Annotated in this window: 21 protein-coding genes; 5 read left to right on the top strand and 16 right to left on the bottom strand. The window is 73.9% G+C overall.

Features of this window, described 5'->3' with window-relative positions:
* Window positions 1-22 precede the first annotated feature (22 nt).
* From ITJ68_RS15235 to ITJ68_RS15195, 9 genes are all read right to left on the bottom strand, one after another.
* Window positions 23-880: a 3-hydroxyacyl-CoA dehydrogenase gene (locus ITJ68_RS15235; RefSeq protein ID WP_194662388.1), complete on the bottom strand. Its 858-nt coding sequence runs from the start codon at window positions 878-880 to the stop codon at window positions 23-25.
* The gene (locus tag ITJ68_RS15230; protein ID WP_323743339.1) at window positions 877-2,046 is read right to left on the bottom strand and encodes a low temperature requirement protein A; all 1,170 of its coding nucleotides are present in this window, start codon (window positions 2,044-2,046) and stop codon (window positions 877-879) included. The genes ITJ68_RS15235 and ITJ68_RS15230 overlap by 4 nt, the downstream gene beginning before the upstream one ends.
* An 85-nt stretch (window positions 2,047-2,131) precedes the next feature.
* Window positions 2,132-3,022 carry a phospholipase gene (locus ITJ68_RS19150; RefSeq protein WP_228505651.1) on the bottom strand — a complete coding sequence of 297 codons (891 nt, stop codon included), beginning with the start codon at window positions 3,020-3,022 and terminating at the stop codon, window positions 2,132-2,134.
* Between the two features lie 234 nt (window positions 3,023-3,256).
* Window positions 3,257-3,718: a MarR family winged helix-turn-helix transcriptional regulator gene (locus ITJ68_RS15220; RefSeq protein ID WP_194662385.1), complete on the bottom strand. Its 462-nt coding sequence runs from the start codon at window positions 3,716-3,718 to the stop codon at window positions 3,257-3,259.
* Between the two features lie 182 nt (window positions 3,719-3,900).
* Entirely contained in the window at window positions 3,901-4,551 is a 651-nt protein-coding gene (locus tag ITJ68_RS15215; RefSeq protein WP_194662383.1) for a GntR family transcriptional regulator, read from the bottom strand.
* A 105-nt stretch (window positions 4,552-4,656) separates the two neighbouring features.
* The gene (locus ITJ68_RS15210) at window positions 4,657-5,103 is read right to left on the bottom strand and encodes a DUF1810 domain-containing protein (RefSeq protein ID WP_194662381.1); all 447 of its coding nucleotides are present in this window, start codon (window positions 5,101-5,103) and stop codon (window positions 4,657-4,659) included.
* The gene (locus ITJ68_RS15205; RefSeq protein WP_194662379.1) at window positions 5,100-5,882 is read right to left on the bottom strand and encodes a DUF2071 domain-containing protein; all 783 of its coding nucleotides are present in this window, start codon (window positions 5,880-5,882) and stop codon (window positions 5,100-5,102) included. The genes ITJ68_RS15210 and ITJ68_RS15205 overlap by 4 nt, the downstream gene beginning before the upstream one ends.
* Window positions 5,879-6,280 carry a hypothetical protein gene (locus tag ITJ68_RS15200; RefSeq protein ID WP_228505649.1) on the bottom strand — a complete coding sequence of 134 codons (402 nt, stop codon included), beginning with the start codon at window positions 6,278-6,280 and terminating at the stop codon, window positions 5,879-5,881. The genes ITJ68_RS15205 and ITJ68_RS15200 overlap by 4 nt, the downstream gene beginning before the upstream one ends.
* Before the next feature lie 62 nt (window positions 6,281-6,342).
* The gene (locus ITJ68_RS15195) at window positions 6,343-7,671 is read right to left on the bottom strand and encodes a bifunctional phosphopantothenoylcysteine decarboxylase/phosphopantothenate synthase (protein ID WP_323743338.1); all 1,329 of its coding nucleotides are present in this window, start codon (window positions 7,669-7,671) and stop codon (window positions 6,343-6,345) included.
* A gap of 63 nt (window positions 7,672-7,734) precedes the next feature.
* Between ITJ68_RS15195 and ITJ68_RS15190 the strand changes: the two genes are divergently transcribed.
* Complete coding sequence (locus tag ITJ68_RS15190) at window positions 7,735-8,544, top strand: NRDE family protein (RefSeq protein ID WP_194662377.1); 810 nt, start codon at window positions 7,735-7,737, stop codon at window positions 8,542-8,544.
* Window positions 8,545-8,563: 19 nt separating this feature from the next.
* On the opposite strand, the gene ITJ68_RS15185 is transcribed toward ITJ68_RS15190, so the two are convergent.
* Window positions 8,564-9,472 carry an SDR family oxidoreductase gene (locus ITJ68_RS15185; protein ID WP_194662373.1) on the bottom strand — a complete coding sequence of 303 codons (909 nt, stop codon included), beginning with the start codon at window positions 9,470-9,472 and terminating at the stop codon, window positions 8,564-8,566.
* A gap of 93 nt (window positions 9,473-9,565) precedes the next feature.
* Between ITJ68_RS15185 and ITJ68_RS15180 the strand changes: the two genes are divergently transcribed.
* The 3 genes from ITJ68_RS15180 (at window position 9,566) to ITJ68_RS15170 (ending at window position 12,045) form a co-directional block, all read left to right on the top strand.
* Window positions 9,566-10,675, top strand: coding sequence for an LLM class flavin-dependent oxidoreductase (locus tag ITJ68_RS15180; protein WP_194662371.1), 1,110 nt, complete (start codon window positions 9,566-9,568; stop codon window positions 10,673-10,675).
* Window positions 10,676-10,745: 70 nt separating this feature from the next.
* Complete coding sequence (locus ITJ68_RS15175) at window positions 10,746-11,369, top strand: hypothetical protein (RefSeq protein ID WP_194662369.1); 624 nt, start codon at window positions 10,746-10,748, stop codon at window positions 11,367-11,369.
* Window positions 11,370-11,553: 184 nt separating this feature from the next.
* Entirely contained in the window at window positions 11,554-12,045 is a 492-nt protein-coding gene (locus ITJ68_RS15170) for a pyridoxamine 5'-phosphate oxidase family protein (protein ID WP_194662367.1), read from the top strand.
* Window positions 12,046-12,129: 84 nt separating this feature from the next.
* Here the strand turns inward: ITJ68_RS15170 and ITJ68_RS15165 are convergent, their stop codons facing one another.
* Entirely contained in the window at window positions 12,130-13,371 is a 1,242-nt protein-coding gene (locus ITJ68_RS15165) for a hypothetical protein (RefSeq protein WP_194662365.1), read from the bottom strand.
* Window positions 13,372-13,665: 294 nt separating this feature from the next.
* Here ITJ68_RS15165 and ITJ68_RS15160 point away from each other — a divergent pair, with 294 nt between their 5' ends.
* Entirely contained in the window at window positions 13,666-14,052 is a 387-nt protein-coding gene (locus ITJ68_RS15160) for a RidA family protein (RefSeq protein ID WP_194662363.1), read from the top strand.
* A 25-nt stretch (window positions 14,053-14,077) separates the two neighbouring features.
* Here ITJ68_RS15160 and ITJ68_RS15155 read toward each other — a convergent pair whose 3' ends face one another.
* Genes ITJ68_RS15155 through ITJ68_RS15135 form a run of 5 tightly spaced genes read right to left on the bottom strand, consistent with a single transcriptional unit; the run spans window position 14,078 to window position 19,387 of the window.
* Window positions 14,078-15,640 (bottom strand): N-acyl-D-amino-acid deacylase family protein, encoded by a 1,563-nt coding sequence (locus ITJ68_RS15155; RefSeq protein WP_194662361.1) that lies wholly within the window; start codon window positions 15,638-15,640, stop codon window positions 14,078-14,080.
* Complete coding sequence (locus ITJ68_RS15150) at window positions 15,637-16,299, bottom strand: bifunctional 4-hydroxy-2-oxoglutarate aldolase/2-dehydro-3-deoxy-phosphogluconate aldolase (RefSeq protein ID WP_194662359.1); 663 nt, start codon at window positions 16,297-16,299, stop codon at window positions 15,637-15,639. Before ITJ68_RS15150 ends, ITJ68_RS15155 begins: the two co-directional genes overlap by 4 nt.
* A 39-nt stretch (window positions 16,300-16,338) precedes the next feature.
* Window positions 16,339-17,340, bottom strand: coding sequence for a sugar kinase (locus ITJ68_RS15145; RefSeq protein WP_194662357.1), 1,002 nt, complete (start codon window positions 17,338-17,340; stop codon window positions 16,339-16,341).
* Window positions 17,337-18,176 carry an IclR family transcriptional regulator gene (locus ITJ68_RS15140; protein ID WP_228505795.1) on the bottom strand — a complete coding sequence of 280 codons (840 nt, stop codon included), beginning with the start codon at window positions 18,174-18,176 and terminating at the stop codon, window positions 17,337-17,339. The genes ITJ68_RS15145 and ITJ68_RS15140 overlap by 4 nt, the downstream gene beginning before the upstream one ends.
* Window positions 18,176-19,387 carry an alanine racemase gene (locus ITJ68_RS15135; protein WP_194662353.1) on the bottom strand — a complete coding sequence of 404 codons (1,212 nt, stop codon included), beginning with the start codon at window positions 19,385-19,387 and terminating at the stop codon, window positions 18,176-18,178. Before ITJ68_RS15135 ends, ITJ68_RS15140 begins: the two co-directional genes overlap by 1 nt.
* Between the last annotated feature and the right edge of the window lie 78 nt (window positions 19,388-19,465).

Raw genomic sequence — 19,465 nt, 5'->3', positions numbered from 1 at the left:
CACAGACGGACGGGAGGCCCGGTCAGGAGTACCTGTAGAAGCCCTCCCCGGACTCCACGCCGAACTTCCCCTGGTCGAGGTAGTGCTCCTGCAGGTACGCGGCCCAGAGCCGCGCACCCTCGTCGTCGCTGGCCGACGAGATGGCGTGGACCGTCCGGAGACCGACCACGTCGATGATCTGGAACGGCCCCATCGGGGCTCCGGTCCCGATGCGCCAGGTCGCGTCGACCGTCTCGGGTTCGGCCACGCCGCGCAGGACGAGCTGGGCGGCAGCGCCGAGGAGCGGGACGAGCAGGGAGTTGAGGACGTACCCGGGCTGCTCTTTGCGGACGGGGATCGGGACCATGCCGATCTCGGCCGCGAACGCGAGGACCCGGTCGAACACGGCCGGGTCGGTCTCCGGGCCGCCCATCACCTCGGCGGTGTTCTGCCGCCAGATGTGGTTCGCGAAGTGCAGCGCGAGGAACCGGTCCGGCCGGCCGGTGGCCTCGGCGAGCTGGCTCGGCAGCAAGGTCGAGGAGTTCGTCGCGAACACGGTCGACTCCGGAGCCGTCCGTGCGAGTTCGGCGTACACGCGTTCCTTGAGCGTGAGGACCTCGGGGACGGCCTCGATGACGAGGTCCGCCTCCGCCGCGCACGTGGCGAGGTCGCTGGTGAGGGTGATGCGGGCGATGCCGGCGTCAGCCGCATCGCGGTGCTCCTCGCCGAGGTCGGCCAGGTACTGCGTGTGGATCGTCTGCAGCCGGGTACGCGCAGCCTCGAGCGCCTGCTCGTCGACGTCGTACGCGACGACCGGGAGGCCGTGGACGGCTCCCTGGAACGCGATCTGCGCGCCGAGGACGCCGGCGCCGACGACGGTGACGTGGGGGAAGGTGGTCATGGGGTCCTGCTTCCTGGGAGGGGGACGGCGGCGACTTCGAGCACCACGACGATCGCGGCCACCAGCAGCGCCGTCGCGACGAGCGAGGCTGCCGGCACGGCGGTGCTCGCGACGATCGCGAGGGTGAGGACGACGACGGTCGCGTTCGCCCGGAGGGTGAGCGACGGGCGCAGGGCCAGCGCCCAGACGGCGGAGACGAAGACCGCCACGGGGACCGCGACGGTCGCGGCGACCGAGGCGTGCGACAGGTCCGCGTGGCCCGCGTCGGCGCTCACCGCGACCTCGATCCCGGCGGGCAGGGCGGCAGCGGCGGCGAACACGACGTAGTGCCCGTAGCCGAACAGCAGCGCGCTCGGCAGACCGCGGATGTGCTCGTGCTGCTCGCGGGAGAAGTAGATCCACCACAGTCCGGCGACGATCACGAGCCCACCGGCGGCGAGGACCAGCAGCGGCGCCAGGTGTTCCGCGTCGTGCAGGCCGTCGATGACCGCGCTCGCGGAGGCGACGAGCCCCTCGCCGAGGACGATCAGCGTGAACAGCGAGTACCGCTCGGCGATGTGGCGTCGGTGCCAGGGCGTCGTCGCTGTGCCGGACTCCGCCCACACCGGGACGGCCATCTCGAGCAGCACGAGCACCGGCGCCACGAACGGCATGGAGCCGGCTGGCAGGAACAGCATGGCGACCCACAGCGCCTGCACGACGACGATGCCCACGGCGTAGCGCACCGCGTTCGCCCGGTACGCCGGGCTGGACACGGCCGCACGGATCCACTGTGCGACGAGGGCCAGGCGCATCACGACGTACCCGATGACGACGACGGTGAAGTCGCCGTCCTGCATCGCCGGACCGACCCCGGCGGCGAGCACGAGCACACCGGCCATCTGCACGAAGGTCGTGACGCGGTACAGCCAGTCGTCGGTGTCGAACGAGGTGGCGAACCACGTGAAGTTGATCCACGCCCACCAGATCGAGAAGAAGACCAGCGCGTAGGCGAGGACCGCGGCCGTGACGTGGCCCTCGGCCTCGATCTCGTGCAGGTTCGTCGCGGCGAAGCCCACCGCGACGACGAACACCAGGTCGAACAGCAGCTCGAGCGGGCTCGCGGCTCGGTGGTCCTCGGCAGGGTCGCGGGGCGCCATGCGGCGGAGTCCGGTCAGCGGGGGCACGGGTTCTGCTTACACGGCGACGGGCCCCGAGGGGAACCCGGGACCCGTCGCCGTGCGTGTCGTCTGCTGAGGAGCGGGTGGTCGCTCAGTAGAAGTTGTTCGCCTGCGAGTGGCCCCACGCGGCGCACGGGGTGCCGTACGCGGCCGAGATGTACTGCAGCCCCCAGGTGACCTGGGTGGTGGCATTGGTCTGCCAGTCGGCCGCGACCGTCCCCATCTTCGACCCGGGCAGGGCCTGCGGGATGCCGGTGGCGCCACCGTTCGCGTTGTACGCCCGGTAGTTCCAGCCCGACTCCTTGGTCCACAGGTTGTCGAGGCACTGGAACTGGTCGGCTCCCCAGCCGAACCGCGACGCGGCGAGGGCGCTCGCGGTGGCCTTGGCTCCGGCCGGGGTGTTCGCGGCCGCCTGTGCTGCTGCGGCCTTCGCGGCGGCTGCTGCTGCTGCGTCGGCGGCGGCCTTCGCGGCTGCGGCGTCCGCCCGGGCCTTCGCTTCGGCGGCCCGGGCGTCGGCGTCGCGCTTGTCCTGGTCGGCGCTTGCCTGGGCGACGTCCTGCACGGTGTCGACGGTCGTCTCGATCCGGTCGCTGAGCGCGCCGCCCGAGAGCGTCGGGTAGTCGGACAGCGCCGAGATGTGGCGCTCGAGCGTCGAGGTGTCGGTCTTGTCGTTGGCGTCCGCGAGGACCGTGCGGGCGGTGACGATGGTCGCCGCCGCCTGGGCCCGGTCGAGGTCGGTGCCGTGGAGCGCCGGCGTCGCGGAGGCGCTGGCGGTCGGGACCCCGAGCGCCTCACCGAGGGCGGGCTGGGTGCCGACGGCGAGCGCACCGCCCGCGACCGCGAGGACCGCGGCGCCGCTGACGGCGAGGACACCGCGGCGACGCAGGGCCCGGCGGAACCGGCGGCTCGGGGAGTCCAGCGCCTGTCGGCGGGTGGTGGGGGTGGTGGTCGTGCTCGGGGGGAGGGGGTGCTGTCCTGTCATCGTTTCCGGTGGTCAGGCGACTCCGATCGTGCGCGCTGCGTCGTCGCGCGGGCACGGGGAGCCGGGGGAGACCGGACGGTGGTGTGGGGCCCGTCCGTCCGCCGGTGCGCGACCGTGTGGGGCGGCCGCCGCGATGGCGAAGCGGCAACGATGACTCGTCACCCTGAACGGACGGTCCATCCCGGCCCGATCCAGCCCTCCTGAACGGCCGGTAACGGTTCGGTAACGGCTGGTTCAGCGGTCCGAGCTGGCATTCTCCTGAGCGGTCCGACCCTGCGCCACACGCTCGAGGGCGTCGAGGGCCTGGGCGATCGCGGCGACGTCGTCAGCGGGCAGTTCCTCGATGAGCTCGGCGACCAGTCCGGTGCGTCGGGAACGGGCTTCCTCGACCGCGGCGATGCCGGCCTCGGTGGCGCTCACCATGAACGCGCGGCCGTCGGTCGGGTCGGCTTCGCGGGCGATGAAGCCGCGCTGTTCGAGCTCCGTCAGGATGCGGGTCATCGTGGGCTTCGTGACGACCTCGATCCGCGACAGGTCGCCGGGGCGCAGGGGTCCGTGGGCCTGGATCGTGGCGAGCGCGGAGATGATCCCGTACCCGAGCGAGGCGGAGTCGGTGCGGGCGCGGCGGTTGATCCGTCCGACCGCTCCGGCGAGGCGTGCGGCGACCTCGGTGCGGTCCGTCTGCCGAGTGCTCATCTGCTGCTCCGGGAGTGCTCGTCGGGTGGGTTCCCGCGATGCTACCGGCTGGCTGCGGCGCGCTGCTGGGAGTCCTCGGCGGGGTGTCGGCTGGCCGCCGCGGAACGAGGAACCGCCCGTCTCGCGGGTCGAGACGGGCGGTTCCTGTGTGGATGCTCAGGCGTTCGCAGGAACGGGGGTCCTCAGCGCTTCTGACCGGGCAGCTGGTGGATGGCCTCGGTCGCGAGTTCGGCGGCGACGTTGTCCCCGCTCTCGGTGGCGGCGCGGAGCACGCGGAAGTCCTCGGTGATCCGGTCCCAGTCGACGAGCTGGTCGAGGTTCGGCAGGCGCAGCCGGAACGCCAGGCCGTCCATCGTGTCGATGCACACGCGCTGCAGGTTCGGGTTGCCGCACTCGGCGACGTAGAGCGCGAAGACCCCGAGGGCGTCGGTGTTCACCGCGGCGACGTCGTGGGCCTCGAGCTCGGTGATGGTGCGGTCGAGCGCGGTCAGGATCTTCTTGCGGGACGCCGTGGTGAGCCGGGGCACCGCGAGCCGCACGACGCCGCCGAAGAGCACGCCGAGGGTCTGCATGGCCTCGATCACCTCGGCCGGGTCGGGCGTCGTCACGCGCGTGTAGCGGTTCGGCGCCATCTCGATCAGGCCGGCGCGGGCGAGCTGGCTGAGGGCTTCGCGGATGGGGGTGCGGGAGACACCGAGCCAGGAGATGAGCTCGTCGTCGTTGAGTCGCTCACCCGGCTCGAGCGTGCCGTCCATGATCGCCTCGTGGATCTTCTGACGGACGGTGTCGCGGAGCAGCTGGTGCTCGGTCGGGGCGCTGGTGGGGACCGGCATGTCGTTTCCTTCGGGTCGGGTTCGTCCGGTTCGACCAGGGATCTGTGCGGACGCATCGGTCACGATACCTGATATGCGAACGGCGTTGCGCTCGGATCGGGAGTGTCAGGTCGCGGTGCGCAGCAGGGCCAGCGTGCGGTCGTCCTCGGCGCCGTCCCACCAGCGGTCGAGCACCCGGCGGAAGGGCGCGGGGTCCGGTGCGACGGCGGCGAACAGCGTCATCGAGGAGCGCAGCTTCAGGGCGTCGATGCCGCCCATGAGCGCGTCCACGCTCGACGCCGGCACGGTGGCGGCCGCGTCGGTGACCTCGGCCAGTCGGCTGCCGAGCACGGGGTGCGCGAGGTACGCCCTGGCTTCGTCGGGGCCGGTGACCGCGAACCGCTCGGCGGTGGCGCTGCGCCCGAGCCCGGCGAGCTGCGGGAACACGAACCACATCCAGTGCGAGGACTTGCGGCCGCGCCGGAGCTCCGCCAGCGCGACGCCGTGCACGCCGTCCTGCGCCCGCACGAAGCGGTCGAGGTCGAACGGGTCGCGCCCGGCTGCGGCGCTCACCGGACCACGTCTCCCCAGCCGTACCGAACCGTCGTGCCGTCGAGCACGAGCACCGAGTCCGGTGCGCGGTCGAACAGCCCCGGCAGGCCGACGGCAGCGGGCAGGTCGCCCTCGAGCCGGTCGAGCCGGCCCCGACGCAGGACGAGTGGTGGGTGCTGCCGCTGCCAGAACACCGTCTGCGCGAGGAGCTTCGCGTGGATGCCCGCCCGGGTCGTGAGCTCGGCGGCGAGGGCGGAGTCGTCGACCTCACCGGCCACGACGCGGACGGTGGTGGCGAGACGGGGCCGTGCCGGGCCTCCGACCCGGAGCGACGGCACCGACCGGAGCCGACCTGCCCACCGGTCCGGGTGCCGCACCGAGCGGTACTCCAGCGTGTCCCCGCGGCGCCGACCGCCGGCGCGGGAGAACGTGTACGGCACGCCGAGCAGGGCGTGCGCGGCGACGATCGCCGGGACGTTGTTCGTGTCGACCGTCCGGTAGACGACCCCGTGGCGGCCGCGGTCGTCGACAGTGAGGACCTCGATCGTCACCTCGGTCATCGACCCGAGCCGACGCGACGGCGGGAACGGCGGGACCGCGGTCTCGCGGAACACGTAGGAGGACAGCCCGGCCCAGGCGCTGCCGTCCACGACGTCGGGCCGGACCCCGCGGGGGAGCAGCGGTGCCAGGGCCTCCGGGTCGTGCCGCCAGTGCGCGAAGACGACGTCGTCCCACGCGTGCACGGTCACCGGGCGGTGCAGCAGCGGGACCGAGGCCCGGTCCCGCGGGGACACGCTCACCGGCGGGGCGCGTGCCGGCTGACGCGCAGGGCCCAGGCGACGAGCGGTGCCTGCAGGGGCAGCCGGACGACCGCGACGAGCCGCGAGGCCCTGGTCGAACGGGGGCTGTCCAGCAGGTCGCGTGCCATCTTCACGTTGGCGGGGAAGACCGCGACGAACAGCGCCGCGGCGGCGAGCCCGGCGGCGCGGCGGGTGGCGGGCACCGCGAGGCCGGCGGCGATGCCGAGCTCGGCGATCCCGGACGCCAGGGTCGTGGTGCGCGGAGGCAGACCGGCCGGCACGATCCGGTCGTAGCCGCGCGGGCGGAGGAAGTGCGTGGCACCGGCGCCGCCCAGGACGACCGCGAGCACGGCCGCCGTCCTGGAGGCGCGTCTGGCGCGGTCGGAGCGTCGTCCCATGGCGCCCATCGTGGCCCTGGGACCCCGGGATGCTCCCAGAGCGACCACAGGAAGAGGTCAGCTCAGGTCAGGGCGGTCGCGACCAGGTCCAGCAGGACCGTGGCGACCTCGGCCTTCGTGCCGGCGGCCTCCCGCACCACCGCGCCGCCGGGCACCAGGACCTCGACCTTGTTCTCCTCGCGCTCGAAGCCCGCCGACCAGCCGACGTGGTTCACCACGAGCAGGTCCGCCGGCTTCCGGGCGATCTTGGCGCGGCCGAGCTCGATGCGGGCGTCCCGGTCGGGCTCGGTCTCGGCGGCGAACCCCACGATCACCTGCCCGGCACGGCGGTTCGCCACGAGGTCGGCGAGCACGTCCGGGTTCCGCACCAGCTCCAGCGTCATCCGCTCGCCCTGCGCGTCCTTCTTGAGCTTCTCCTGGAGCACCTCGGCGGGGCGGTAGTCGGCGACCGCTGCGGTCATCACGACGACGTCGGCCTCGGCGGCTGCGGCGTGCACGGCTTCGGCGAGCTCGAGGGCGGAGCCGACGGGGACGATCCGGGCGTCGAGGCCGGCGGTCAGACCCGCGTCGACGTTCGCGGACACCAGGGTGACGGTCGCGCCCCGGGACGCAGCGGCCGCGGCGATCGCCACGCCCTGTCGGCCGCTGGAGCGGTTGCCGACGAAGCGCACCGGGTCGAAGGGCTCGCGGGTGCCGCCGGCGCTGACGACGACGTGAACGCCGGCCAGGTCGCCCTGCTCGCCGCGGGCGCCGGTGCCGGCGGGGGAGCCGGTGCCGGCCGGGGAGTCGGTGCCGGCCGGGAGGCTCGGCTCGGCCCCGGTGGTCCGGCTCGCGTCCGTCGTCTGCGCGAGCACCGCCAGGGCGGCGGCCGCGATGTCCTCCGGTTCCGACATCCGTCCGATGCCGGCGTCGTCGCCGGTGAGCGCGCCGACGACCGGCCCGACGACGTGCACGCCGCGGTCGCGGAGCGTGGCGAGGTTCGCCCGGGTGGCGGGGTGCTCCCACATCTGCGGGTGCATCGCGGGGGCGACGACGACGGGCGCCTCGGTCGCCAGCAGGGTCGTGCCGAGCAGGTCCCCGGCGAGGCCAGCGGCCATCCGCGCGAGGGAGTCAGCGGTGGCGGGGGCGACGACCACGAGGTCCGCGCGACGCCCGAGCGACACGTGGCGCACCTCGGCGACGTCCTCGAACACGCTCGTCGTGACCGGGTTCCGGCTCAGGGCCTCGAGCGTCGGCAGTCCGACGAAGCGCAGCGCGCCCTCGGTCGGGACCACGTGGACGTCGTGGCCCGCCTTGACGAACTCGCGGATCACCTGCACGGCCTTGTACGCCGCGATCCCCCCGGTGATGCCGACGACGATGGTCCTGCGCTGCTCCGGTGCCTCGTTCACAGCGCTCACGCTACCCGGACGGCCCGGCCCGGCGGTCGGCGAGCGGGTGGCAGGATCGGTCGCATGTGCACCGTCGTCGTCCGCGTCGATCCCCGATCGGCGTGGCCCGTCACCATGCTCGCCATGCGTGACGAGTCCCCGTCCCGCCCGTGGGACCCGCCCGCCGCCTGGTGGCCCGACCGCGACCCGGCCGTCCGCGGTGTCCGCGACCGCGAGGCCGGCGGGGCCTGGCTCGCCGCGTCCGACGAACGGGGGCTCGCCGTCGTGCTGAACCGGTGGGAGGACGTCCCCTCCGCCGACGGCACCTGGACCACCCGCGGGGTGCTGCCCCTCGACGCCGTCGCCGACGGGGAGCTGCCGGGACACGACGGCTCGGTGCCGACGACCCGGGCGTTCAACCTCGTGCGGGCCACCGCGTCCGGGGCCGAGGTGCTGTCGTGGGACGGCGTCCGTGTCCGGACGACGGAGCTCGGGCCGGGCGTGCACATGGTCACGCACGGTGAGCCCGACGACCCCGCGGCGCCGCGGATCGGCCGGTGGCTCGAGGCCTTCCGGCAGGTCGCCGCGCCGGACGGACCGCCCGAACTCGCGCCCTTCGACGAGCTCCGCGCCGCCGAGGCCCGGTCAGAGGCCGGTGACGGCTCGGACGCTGGCGACGGCTGGGGACCGTGGTTCGGGGTCCTCGCCGCCTCGGCCGCGCTGTCGCCGGACGACCCCGACGCGATCCTCCGCGACACCGTCGAGCCCGAGGGGCACTTCGCGACGCTCTCGATCGTGGCGGCGGCCGTCGGACCCGGGCGCACGGTGCTGCAGCACGCGCGGCTCGCCGACCCGGGCGATGTCAGCGGCTCCGTGGAGCTCCACCGCGCCTGACGGGTCTGCGCCCCGGTGCTCAGGCCGGCAGGTGCGTCCCCGTCAGGTCCTCAGCCACGGCCCACAGGCTGCGTGCCAGGTCGGTGCTCCGGGCCGAGCGGGGGATCGACGCGACGGACGTCGGGCCCGTGATGCCGAACGCCCCGGCGGGTCCGTAGTACGCCCCACCCGTGGCGGCACGCCCGACCGCGGCGAACAGCAGTGGCTCACTGCCCTGCTCCACGCCCTGCGTCCACGGCCACGCCCGCTGGTCCGAGGACACCGGTGCCGACCGCCCGAGTGACCGCCCGGCGGACTGCAGGTTCGTGCGCGTGTAGCCGGGGTGCGCGGCGGTGCTGAGGAGCGGCCAGTCGAGCTCGACGGACAGCGTGTGCAGGTGCAGCGCGAACAGCAGGTCGGCGAGCTTCGACTGGGCGTAGGCGCGGAACGGGCTGTAGCCGCGCTGCCACTGCAGGTCCTCGAACCGGATGCGCCCGGGCACCGCCGCGAGGCTCGACATCGTCGCCACGCGCGGTGCCTCGGCACGCAGCAGTGCCGGCATCAGCAGGTTCGTCAGCGCGAAGGGGGCGAGGAAGTTCGTGCCGAACTGCAGCTCGAAGCCGTCGACGGTCTCGAACCGTTCGCGCGGCGCCATCACGCCCGCGTTGTTCACGAGCACGTCGAGGGGGCGGTCGTCGTCGAGCACGCCCGCGGCGAAGCGGCGGACGCTCGCCAGGTCGGCGAGGTCGAGCTCGCGCACCTCGACCGAGGCGCCGGGGTGCGCGGCGCGGATCTCGTCCGCTGCGGTCTCGCCCTTCGACGTCGTGCGCACGGCGATGACGACGTCGGCACCGGCGGCGGCCAGGCGGGTGGCGGTCTCCTTGCCGGTGCCGCTGTTGGACCCGGTGACGATGATGCGTCGGCCGGTCTGGTCGGGGATCTGCGGCATGGGCGCGACGGTACACGCGGGCCCTGCCGACCCCTCGCGTCCGACGTCCCCCTGTGCTAGATTCATGCGTACGCATCAATCAGGAGGCATCGCATGAGCAACGCATTCGGCACCGGTCGTCCCTCGGACGTCCCGCCGCCCGCACCGGACCGCGTCGGTCCCGTGCAGCTCGGCCTCGACACGTTCGGCGACGTCACCGACCGCCTCGACGGCACCACCCGCACCCACGCGCAGAGCCTCCGCGACCTCGTCGACGAGGCCGTCCTCGCCGACCAGGTGGGCATCGACTTCATCGGCGTGGGGGAGCACCACCGCGCCGACTACTCCGTCAGCGCCCCCGAGGTCGTCCTCGCCGCCATCGCCGCCCGCACCGAGCGCATCCGGATGGGCTCAGCCGTCACCGTGCTGTCCTCCGATGACCCGGTCCGCGTGTACGAGCGCTTCGCCACCGTCGACGCGCTCTCGAACGGCCGCGCCGAGGTCATCCTCGGCCGCGGGTCCTTCACCGAGTCCTTCCCGCTGTTCGGCTTCGACCTGTCCGACTACGAGGTCCTGTTCGAGGAGAAGCTGCAGCTCTGGGCGGCCCTCCGTGGCGGCGACACCGTCACGTGGAGCGGCACCAAGCGCGCCCCGCTGACCGAGCAGGACGTCTTCCCGAAGCTCGAGCACGGCCCCATCCCGACGTGGATCGGCGTCGGCGGGTCGCCCCAGTCGGTCATCCGCGCCGCGTCCTACGGCATGCCGCTGTTCCTCGCGATCATCGGTGGGCAGCCCGCGCAGTTCGCCCCGTTCTCGCGCCTGTACCGCCAGGCCCTCGACCAGCTCGAGATCCCGCAGCAGCCGATCGCGATGCACTCGCCCGGGTTCGTCGCCGCGACCGACGAGGAAGCCGCCGAGCGCTACTGGCCCTACCACAAGGACGTCACCGACCGGCTGGGGCGCGAGCGCGGCTGGCCGCCCCTCGACGTCGCCCAGTACCAGGCCGGGCTCTCCGCCGGCGGCTCGCTCTACGTCGGTTCGCCGGAGACCGTCGCCCGCAAGATCGCCCGCAACATGCGGATCCTCGGCGTCTCCCGCTTCGACATGCGCTACGCCACCGGGCGTCTGCCGCACGAGGACATGATGCGCTCCATCGAGCTCTACGGCACCGCGGTCGCGCCGCGGGTCCGCGAGCTGCTGGCGGAGCCCGTCCCCGTCCCCTGACCGACCTGCCGGGAGGCCCGGTGCGCGTCCGCCGCACCGCCTCACGGGAGCGCCGGGTAGCGTCCACCGCATGCCACAGCACTCCAGCACGATCGAACGTCGCTTCCGTGGGCGGATCATGGGCGTCGGCACGACCTCGGGCGTCCGGCTCGTCATCGGCATGTGGGAGCAGTCCCCGTTCGGTGCGTTCACGGACGTCTTCGTGGAGCTGCCCGACGGGTCCAGCGTGCTGCTGGCCCCGGACGAGATCGTCGCCGCCTACGTCTCCGGCACCTACCGTTTCGACGCGGTCGACGTCCTGCCGGTCAACGCTCGGCGCACGGCGTCCGGCCTGGAGCTCGACGCCGGCCAGCTCCGCGCGACGATCGACGTCGGCACGATCTCGCCGCTCGGTCGGCTGCTGCGGGTCGTGCCGAAGCCGATCGCCCGCGACCCGAGGTGGCTCCGGACGATCAACCCGATCGCGCGGCTCGTCGCGCCGGGTGCCGGCACCGCGGGCTCGGCGGGCAACGGCCGCCGCGAGTACTACGGCGTGACCGGGGCGCACGACGTCACCGGCGTGCGCGGGACCTGGGCGGGGGAGCCCCTCGGGGACCTGGCGCCGCTCGACCCGCCCGTGCGCTTCGGCTTCGCGTCGATGCCGCGCATCCCACAGGTCGTCGACGTCGAGACGACCATCCACGAGCCCGCCTGACGGACCCGCACCGCGCGCCCCGCAGCCGGCGGGGCGGAGTCGCGCCGAGCCTCCTGGCCGGTCGGGAGCCGTTGACCGACGTGCTGGACGTGTCCAGGGTCGAGGGGCAGACTGACCCGAACGGTACGCCCCCGGGTTGCCCGGCCAGGTCGGTGCAACGGGGCACTCGATGCGAAGGAGCACCATGACCGACACGCAGGCGGACCAACTCGCCGCCATCTCGGACATCGTCCACGGAGCCCGAACCGCCCTCCTGACCACGGTCAGCGAGGACGGGTCCCTGCACGCACGACCGCTCGCGGTGCAGGACAAGACCTTCCACCGCACCCTGCGCTTCCTGGTGCAGGACGGCAGCGAGAAGGTCGCCGACATCGCCAGGAACCCGCACGTCAACGTCGCGATCGAGTCCCAGGGCGGCTACCTCTCCATCGCGGGGACGGCCACGGTCACCCAGGACGACTCGGTCATCGACGAGCTGTGGTCGCCGTTCGCCGAGGCCTGGTTCCCGGACGGGCGGGACGACCCCTCGATCCGGCTCCTCACCGTCGAGGGCGACTCGGTCGAGTACTGGACGCAGGACTCCGGCAAGGTCGGCACCCTCGTGCAGACGATGAAGGCCGCGCTCGGGCGGGAGTCCCAGCCCGACGTCGGCAGCCACGGCACGGTCGAGCTCTAGCGGGCGAGGGGCCTCGCACGGCGCGCGATCACGCAGCCGGTGCGAGGTCCCTCACTCCGTGCAGCGGTGCGAGCGGACGCGCTGTCACGGGGGGCCGAGCAGCCACAGCACCGCGACGAGCACCGGCTGCCCGAGCACCGCGCACGTCACCAGCGTCCACCGCATCCACGGCTTCGCGACGAGCTCCGGCGACCCGAGCAGCGGCGCGAGCGGCATGAGCAGCCGCGGCGTGGAGGCCATCGGCAGCGACACCGCGAAGACGTACAGCGCGTAGGCCCCCGAGAACACCAGCGTGGTGGTCCCCAGCCTGCGGGTCGACCGTCGCAGCAGCCACACCGGGTACCCGACGAGCAGCCCGATCACGATCATGACCCCGCCGACGCCGAGCCACTTCGCCGTCGTGAGGAACCACGGCGTCAGCGGCATGAAGTCGACGCGCCCGATGAAGTTCACCCACCAGGACATCTCCGTCGCCAGGTAGGCGTCCGGCTGCCCGGTCACGTGCGCCGCCACGAACGGCCACGCCAGCCCGGCCGCCACCATCGCCACGCCGGCCCCGACGACCCGCAGCAGTTCGCCGAGCGGGAACCCGTCGAGCACGCGGACGGACCCGCGGCGCAGCTGGACCAGTCGGATCAGGGCGACCACGCCGAGTGTCAGCGGCAGCGCCAGGGCCCCCGGGCGGGTGAAGGCGGCGGCGACCCCGAGCAGCGTCAGCAGCCCGTACCGCCGGTGCTCCAGCGCCAGGAGCGCGCCGAACGTCAGCGCGAGGAACGTGCTCTCCGCGTACCCGACCTGCAACAGGAAGGACAGCGGTCCACACGTGAAGAAGAAGACCGCCCACATGGCGGCTGCGTCACCGGCACGTTCGCGGACGAGTCGGTGCAGGAGCAGCGCGGCGACGAACCCGGCGATCACGGCCACCGCCGGTGCGCCGACGTCGAACGGCAGCCCGGTCGACACGGTCAGCAGCCGGATGGTGAACGGGAACGCGGGCAGGAACGCCCAGGCGTTCTGCGCGACGTGCCCGGCGGCGTCGAGCGGCAGCGTGGTCGGGTAGCCGTGCAGCGAGATCTGCTCGTAGTACTGGCCGTCCCAGGACGTGAGGAACCGCAGGAACCCGTGCTCGTTCCCCCAGATCGCGTTCTCCGGTTGCGAGCGCGCCATCAGCGGGTACGCCAACGCCAGCCAGAGCGTCGACACGAGACGACCGCCGGTCCAGACCAGCAGCACGGCGGCCCACGCGGGGAGGCTCGCCACCGCGTCGATCGCACGGCGTCGACCGGTCGCGATCGACTGCGGCAGGGTCCCCTCGAGACGGGTCACGTGTGTGTCCCACGTCGTTCGGGCAGAGCAGACGGCACCACAGCAGGGTAGCGAGGGAACGCTGGACGGTCGCCGTCGGCCTCGGCCGACACGCGGCGGGGACCGGACGGGAGGCTCGCCGACGCGTTGTGCAGGCCGGAAAGCGCGTGTCCCGTGGCCGGCCGCGGCAGCGGTGGCGGCCCTAGCCTGGAGGCGCCGTCCGTTCGACCCCGTTCGTTCGACCCCGTTCGTTCGACCCCGTTCGTTCGACCCCGTCCGTTCGACCCCGTCCGTTCGAATCCAGGAGGACCCACCGTGCCGAAGACCGCCATCGTGACCGACAACGCCCCGAAGCCTGCCGGCCCCTACAGCCAGGGCATCGTCGCCAACGGCTTCCTGTACACCGCCGGGTTCGGCCCGCAGGACCCGGCCACCGGGGCGATGGCCGAGGACGTCGCCGGGCAGACCGCGCAGGTGCTCGCGAACGTGGCGGCCGTCCTCGCCGAGCACGGAGCCACCCTCGACGACGTCGTGAAGTCGACCGTGCACCTCGAGCACTCCGACCGCGACTTCCCGGCCTTCAACGAGGAGTACGCCAAGCACTTCACGGCGCCGTACCCCGTGCGCACCACGGTGCAGTCGCACCTCGCCGGCATCCTCGTGGAGATCGACGTCGTGGCGGTGCTGCCCAGCGCGTCCTGACGCCGTCACACGCATCGACCCCCGGTCAGCCGGCTCTGCGGAGTCCCTGGCCGGGGGTCGCGTGCGTCAGGGCGCCGTCGCGGAGCACCGGGACGCCGGCGACCAGGACGTCGTCGATGCCCTCGGCCAGGAGCATCGGGAGCGCGTAGGTCGAACGGGCTGCCACCCGGGCCGGGTCCACGACGACGAGGTCCGCGACCGCCCCGACCGCGACCGTGCCGCGGTCGCCCAGGCGGTGACGTTCCGCGGCGGTCGTCGCGAGGTGGCGTGCCGCCTCGGCCCAGCTGAGCCGCCCGGGCACCGCGTACTCCTCGAGGTACCGCGCGAAGGTGCCGTACGCCCGGGGATGCGGGTGCGTGCCGACGAAGATGCCGTCGGACCCGGCGGTGTGTCCCGGTCGGCGGAACAACGGCGCGAGGTCGTCGGCGCTCCTCGGCGCGGGGACCCGCATCACGACGGTCACCTGCGACGACGACGCCACCAGCACGTCGAGGGCGAGGTCCACGGGGTCCGTGCCCGTCACGGCGGCCGCCTCGGTGAGCGTCCGGCCCTGCAGCGCGTGGAACGCCGACGCGGGCACGTGCGACAGCGTCACCTGGTCGGCCCACCCGGCACCGAGGTCAGCACGTCCGAGCACCCGGTCGAGCACGGCCGCGCGGACACGGGCACGCCCGGCGGGGTCCCCTGTCGCCGCCGCCAGGTCGCTCGTGCCCGGTCGCGCCAGCTCGGCCGGCAGCAGCAACATCGACAGGATCGTGCACCCGCGGGAGTACGGGTACGCGTCGAAGGACATCGGCGCGCCCGACCGCTCCAGGTCGTCGAGGACCCCGAGCACCAGGTCGACGGGCGCGTGCAGGTGCGACACGTGCGCACGGACCCCGGTGGCGCGGACGACCGACGCGATCTCCTCGAGGCCGACCCGGGCGTTCGCCTCGTACCCGCCGCGCATGTGCGACACGTACAGCCCGTCGGCGTCGGCCACCTCGACGCACAGCGCCGTCAGCTCCGCCGTGTCCGCGTACAGCCCCGGCACGTAGTCGAGCCCGGTGGACAGCCCGACCGCGCCCTCGTCGAGGCCGTTGCGGACGAGGGTGCGCATCGCGCGGAGCTCGTCCGGGGCCGCGGCGCCCGGACCGTCCCCGCGCACCAGGTGCCGGACCGTGCCGGCGGGCACGAGCGTCGCCACGTTGAGCGGGGTCGTGCCGTCGTACGTCGCGAGCAGGTCCCCGACGCCACCGCCGTCGTGGTGCTGGTGCTCGCCGTCGATCGCGCCGAAGGAGGTCCGGGCCCAGACCCCGTCGCCCGGGGCGGGACCGACGCCGTCCTGCCCGGTGACGATCGTCGTGACGCCCTGCCGGAGGAGCGCGAGCTGTACCTCGGGCTCGAACACGAGGGCACCGGCATGCGAGTGCGCGTCGACGAACCCGGGCAGCACGAGGCGCTCGCCGCACTCGACGACGACGGCACCGGATGGCTCAGGGACAGCGGGTGCGATGCGGGTGATGCGGTCGTCCTCGACCAGGACGTCGGCGAGCCGCACCCCGTCGTCGTCGACCACGGAGCCGCCGCGGAGCAGGACCGTCGTCATCGGGGCAGTCCACGCAGGAGCTGCCCGGCTCGGACCCGGAGCGCGTCGAGGTCACCGGTGTGCAGGGCGTCCCCGACGAGCGGCGACCCCAGCCCGACGGCGACGGCCCCGGCGGCGAGGTAGTCGGCCGCGTCGTCCAGCCCGATGCCACCGGTCGGGATGACGTCCACGAAGTCGAGCGGGGCGAGGACCTGCCGCAGGAACGCCGGACCACCGAGCTGTGCGGCCGGGAACACCTTGACCGCCCGGGCACCGAGCTGCCAGGCACGCACGATCTCCGTCGGCGTCGCAGCGCCCGGGTACCAACCGAGGCCGCGCTCGTGGGCGCGCTCGCCGATGACCGGGTCGGTGTGCGGACTCACGGCGAACACCGCACCCGCCGCGGCTGCGTCGTCGAGCTGGCGGGTGTCCATGACCGTCCCGACACCGACCGACGCCTCGCTGCCGTACCGGTCGACGGCCCAGGCGATGCCCTCGCGCCAGCGCGGGGTGTTCGTCGTGATCTCGATCGCCAGGACACCGGCCTCGACCAGGGTGCGGACGACGTCCTCGACGTGCTCGCCGGTCCCGCCGCGCAGGATCGCGATCGCGGGTCCCGCCTGGTGCCGGTGGCGCCCGCGGGCGCCGGCGGTCGTGGTGCTGGGTGCGGGGTCGGTCATCGTGCGCGTCCTCGTGCTCGTGGGTGGGCGGGGGGTCGGTCAGCGGTCGACGCGGTCGTGGACGGCGTGGACGGCGTGGACGGCGTGGTCGACGTCTCCGGGGGCGACGAGCCCGAGCGCGCCGGGGTCCGGTCGTCGCCAGTCGCCGTGCACCGTGCAGGCGAGGGCTCCGGCGTCGGCAGCCGCGTCGAGGGCCTCGGCCGGGGAGCGCCCCGCGAGGTCGGCGGCGAGCCACGCGGCGACGAAGGCGTCCCCGGCGCCGACCGGGTCCACCACGGCGACCGGGCTGGCCGCGCGACGGTGGATCGTGCCCGCGACGGACGCCACCGCGCCGCGCGAGCCGAGCTTCACGACGGCGGTGCCGTTCGCGAGCGCGGCGAGCTCGTGCGCCAGGGCCTCGTCGTCCCCGGGGCGTTCGTCCCGCCCGAGGACGAGCCGGGCCTCGTCGTCACCGGCGAAGACGACCGCGGCCCGGGCAGCGACGGCGCGGTACCACCCCCGCCCGGTCACGTCGTCGACGAGCTTCGGTCGGTGGTTGACGTCGAACGACACGGGGACACCGGCGTCGGTGGCACGCACGACCGCCGCGTGCACGGTCTCGCGGGCGGTGTCGGAGAGCGCGAGGGTGATGCCGGTGAGGTGGAGCAGCGCGGCCCGTTCGACGAGTCCGGACGGCAGGTCGCCGGGCGCGAACGCCGACGCCGCCGAGCCCCGGCGGTGGTAGGTCACCCGCGTGCGGCCGTCCGGCAGCCGCTCCTTCATCATGATGCCGGTCGACCGCTCCGGGTCCCGCACGCCGACGACCTCGACGCCCTGGGCCGCCACGTCCGCCAGCACACGGTCCCCGGCGGGGTCCACCCCGACCCGACCGACCCACGTCACGGGGACACCGGCATGCGCCAGGCCGATCGCGACGTTGCTCTCGGCGCCGCCGGTGTCGACGCGCATCGTGTCGAGCTCGACCAGGGCGCCGTGGCCGCCGAGCAGCAGCATCGTCTCGCCGAAGGTCAGCACCCCGGTCGCCCCGGTCGCCCCGGTCACCGTGGGCTCCTGGCGAGTGCGAGCTGGGCGGAGGACGACCCGAGCGCGACCGAGATCTCCAGCGCGGTGCGGACCACGCCGTCGCCGAGCTCGCGGACGGCCGAGGCGCGGAACCCGGAGGCCAGGCCCGAGATGCTCATGGCACCGACCACCTGGTTCGCGTGGTCGAGCACCGGTGCCGCGACGCACCGGATGTCCGGCTCGTTCTCCCGGTCGTCGATGCCGTAGCCGCGGTCCCGCGTCCGTCCGATCTCCTGGCGCCAGCGGTCGTCGTCGGTGATCGAGTGCTCGGTCACCGCGGTGGCGGGCGTCGCGAGGACCCGGCCGAGCAGGTCCGGGTCGCCGAACGCCACCATCGCCTTGCCCGATGCCGTGTTGCGCATCGGCAGGCGGTTCCCGATCCGGGAGCCCATCCGGACGGTCCCGCGGGTCTCGACCTTGTCGACGTAGACGATGTCGGTGCCGTCCGGCACGACGAGGTGGCACGTCAGCCCGGTCTGCTCGGCGGTGCGCCGGAGGAACGGGGCCGCGGCCGCACGCAGGTCGATGCCCTCGAGGTAGCTCTGCCCGAGGAGCAGCGACCCGAGCCCGAGCGTGAAGCCCGCGTCCGCGGTCCGCCGGAGCAGGTCGTTCTCGAGCATCGGGGCCGTCAGCCGCAGGACGGTGGACTTCGACGTGCCGAGCTCCCCGCTCAGCGTGGTGAGGCTGACCGACGGCGCACCGTTCCGGGTCCGGTCCGCGACGAGGTCGAGGATGCGCAGGCCCCGGCGCAGCGAGAGCGCGGCGTTCCGGACGGGGGCCTCGGCATCGGCGGCGTTCGGCTCCACGGCGCGCATCAGAACCACGTCGTGATCGTCTCGAGCACGGTGTCGTCGTCGTCGACCACCTGGACGGCCCGCCACTTGTCGAACACCGTGCATGGGTGCGAGATCCCGAACACGACGACGTCGCCGGGCGTCACCACGACCTCCGGTGCCAGCGCGAGGTAGCAGTGCTGGTCGTCGAGGCGGGTGACGGTGACCGCCCCGGGAGCCGGCGCGGTCCCGGGGAGCCGCTCCGAGCCTCCTGGCCGGATCTGCCGCACGACGGGCAGGCCCTCGTCGAACGAGATGTCGCGCTTGCCGACCGCGACGAGTGCCAGGCCGGGTTCCGGGCACGAGGTGACCCGGCCCCAGACCTCGATCGCGGGGCGCAACGAGCCCTCGGCGGGGTGCCGGCCGAAGGGTGTGCGGGCGGCGTAGAAGCCGTCGTCGTGGGTCAGGGACGCGCCGGAGCGGAGCACGACGTCGAGGTCGGCCGGTCGGTCTGCGACTGCGTCGCGCACGGCGTCGAACCATGCGCTGCCGCCCATGCTCAGCAGCGCGCGCTCGCCGGGGACCAGGTGGCGGACGGCGGCCGCGACGGCGAGGACGCCCGAGACGTAGGCGCGTGCGGCGTCGACGTCGGGCAGGCCGCCCTCGTAGCCGGCGACGCCGCGGAGGACGACGCCGGGCCCTGCTCCGGCTGCTGCCTCGGCGACCTCGATCGCCGCCTCGGGGGAACGGACCCCGGTGCGGCCGCCCACGAAGCCGACCTCGACGACGACCTGCGCCGCTCCGTCGACGGCCCGGGCGGCGTCGGCCGCGGCACGGACACCGGCGGACGAGTCGACCCAGCAGAGGACGTCCGATGCCGGGTCAACGGCCCGGCGGGAGGCGAGCCAGCGGAGTCCGGCGGGGTCGAGCACCTCGTTCGCGACGAGGAGGTGGCGCAGCCCGTGCTCCCACGCGACCATGGCCTGCTGCACCGAGGCGACCGTGACGCCCCACGCGCCGGCGTCGACCTGGCGGTGGGCGAGGGCCGGGGCCATGTGCGTCTTCATGTGCGGCGCGAAGAGCATGTCGTGGCGCTCGACCCAGGCCTGCATGACGGCCGTGTTCGACGCCAGGGCGGTCTCGCGGAGCGTCATCACGGGCAGATGCGCGTCGTCGAGGACGTGCCGGTGCGTGGTGCTGCTGCCCGGTTCCGGTGCGCCCTTCGTGGTCACGGTGGCGGGGGTGGTCGGCATCGATCCTCCTGTCGCGTCCGGTCGGTCGACGGGGTCCACGTTCGTGCAGGCACGGGGCGCCGGACAACGTCGTCCGGC

Origin of the sequence: Curtobacterium sp. VKM Ac-1395 (genome assembly GCF_015350975.1) — a bacterium.
GTDB lineage: Bacteria > Actinomycetota > Actinomycetes > Actinomycetales > Microbacteriaceae > Curtobacterium.
Note: the sequence above shows the minus strand (reverse complement) of the source record. Positions and strands in the feature narration are given on the sequence as shown.

Bases quoted from the DNA above. Each gene is read 5' to 3' on its own strand.
- ITJ68_RS15235 (WP_194662388.1), bottom strand. From the start codon at position 880: ATGACCACCTTCCCCCACGTCACCGTCGTCGGCGCCGGCGTCCTCGGC.
- ITJ68_RS19150 (WP_228505651.1), bottom strand. From the start codon at position 3,022: ATGACAGGACAGCACCCCCTCCCCCCGAGCACGACCACCACCCCCACC.
- ITJ68_RS15220 (WP_194662385.1), bottom strand. From the start codon at position 3,718: ATGAGCACTCGGCAGACGGACCGCACCGAGGTCGCCGCACGCCTCGCC.
- ITJ68_RS15215 (WP_194662383.1), bottom strand. From the start codon at position 4,551: ATGCCGGTCCCCACCAGCGCCCCGACCGAGCACCAGCTGCTCCGCGAC.
- ITJ68_RS15200 (WP_228505649.1), bottom strand. From the start codon at position 6,280: ATGGGACGACGCTCCGACCGCGCCAGACGCGCCTCCAGGACGGCGGCC.
- ITJ68_RS15190 (WP_194662377.1), top strand. From the start codon at position 7,735: ATGTGCACCGTCGTCGTCCGCGTCGATCCCCGATCGGCGTGGCCCGTC.
- ITJ68_RS15185 (WP_194662373.1), bottom strand. From the start codon at position 9,472: ATGCCGCAGATCCCCGACCAGACCGGCCGACGCATCATCGTCACCGGG.
- ITJ68_RS15180 (WP_194662371.1), top strand. From the start codon at position 9,566: ATGAGCAACGCATTCGGCACCGGTCGTCCCTCGGACGTCCCGCCGCCC.
- ITJ68_RS15175 (WP_194662369.1), top strand. From the start codon at position 10,746: ATGCCACAGCACTCCAGCACGATCGAACGTCGCTTCCGTGGGCGGATC.
- ITJ68_RS15170 (WP_194662367.1), top strand. From the start codon at position 11,554: ATGACCGACACGCAGGCGGACCAACTCGCCGCCATCTCGGACATCGTC.
- ITJ68_RS15155 (WP_194662361.1), bottom strand. From the start codon at position 15,640: ATGACGACGGTCCTGCTCCGCGGCGGCTCCGTGGTCGACGACGACGGG.
- ITJ68_RS15150 (WP_194662359.1), bottom strand. From the start codon at position 16,299: ATGACCGACCCCGCACCCAGCACCACGACCGCCGGCGCCCGCGGGCGC.
- ITJ68_RS15140 (WP_228505795.1), bottom strand. From the start codon at position 18,176: ATGCGCGCCGTGGAGCCGAACGCCGCCGATGCCGAGGCCCCCGTCCGG.
- ITJ68_RS15135 (WP_194662353.1), bottom strand. From the start codon at position 19,387: ATGCCGACCACCCCCGCCACCGTGACCACGAAGGGCGCACCGGAACCG.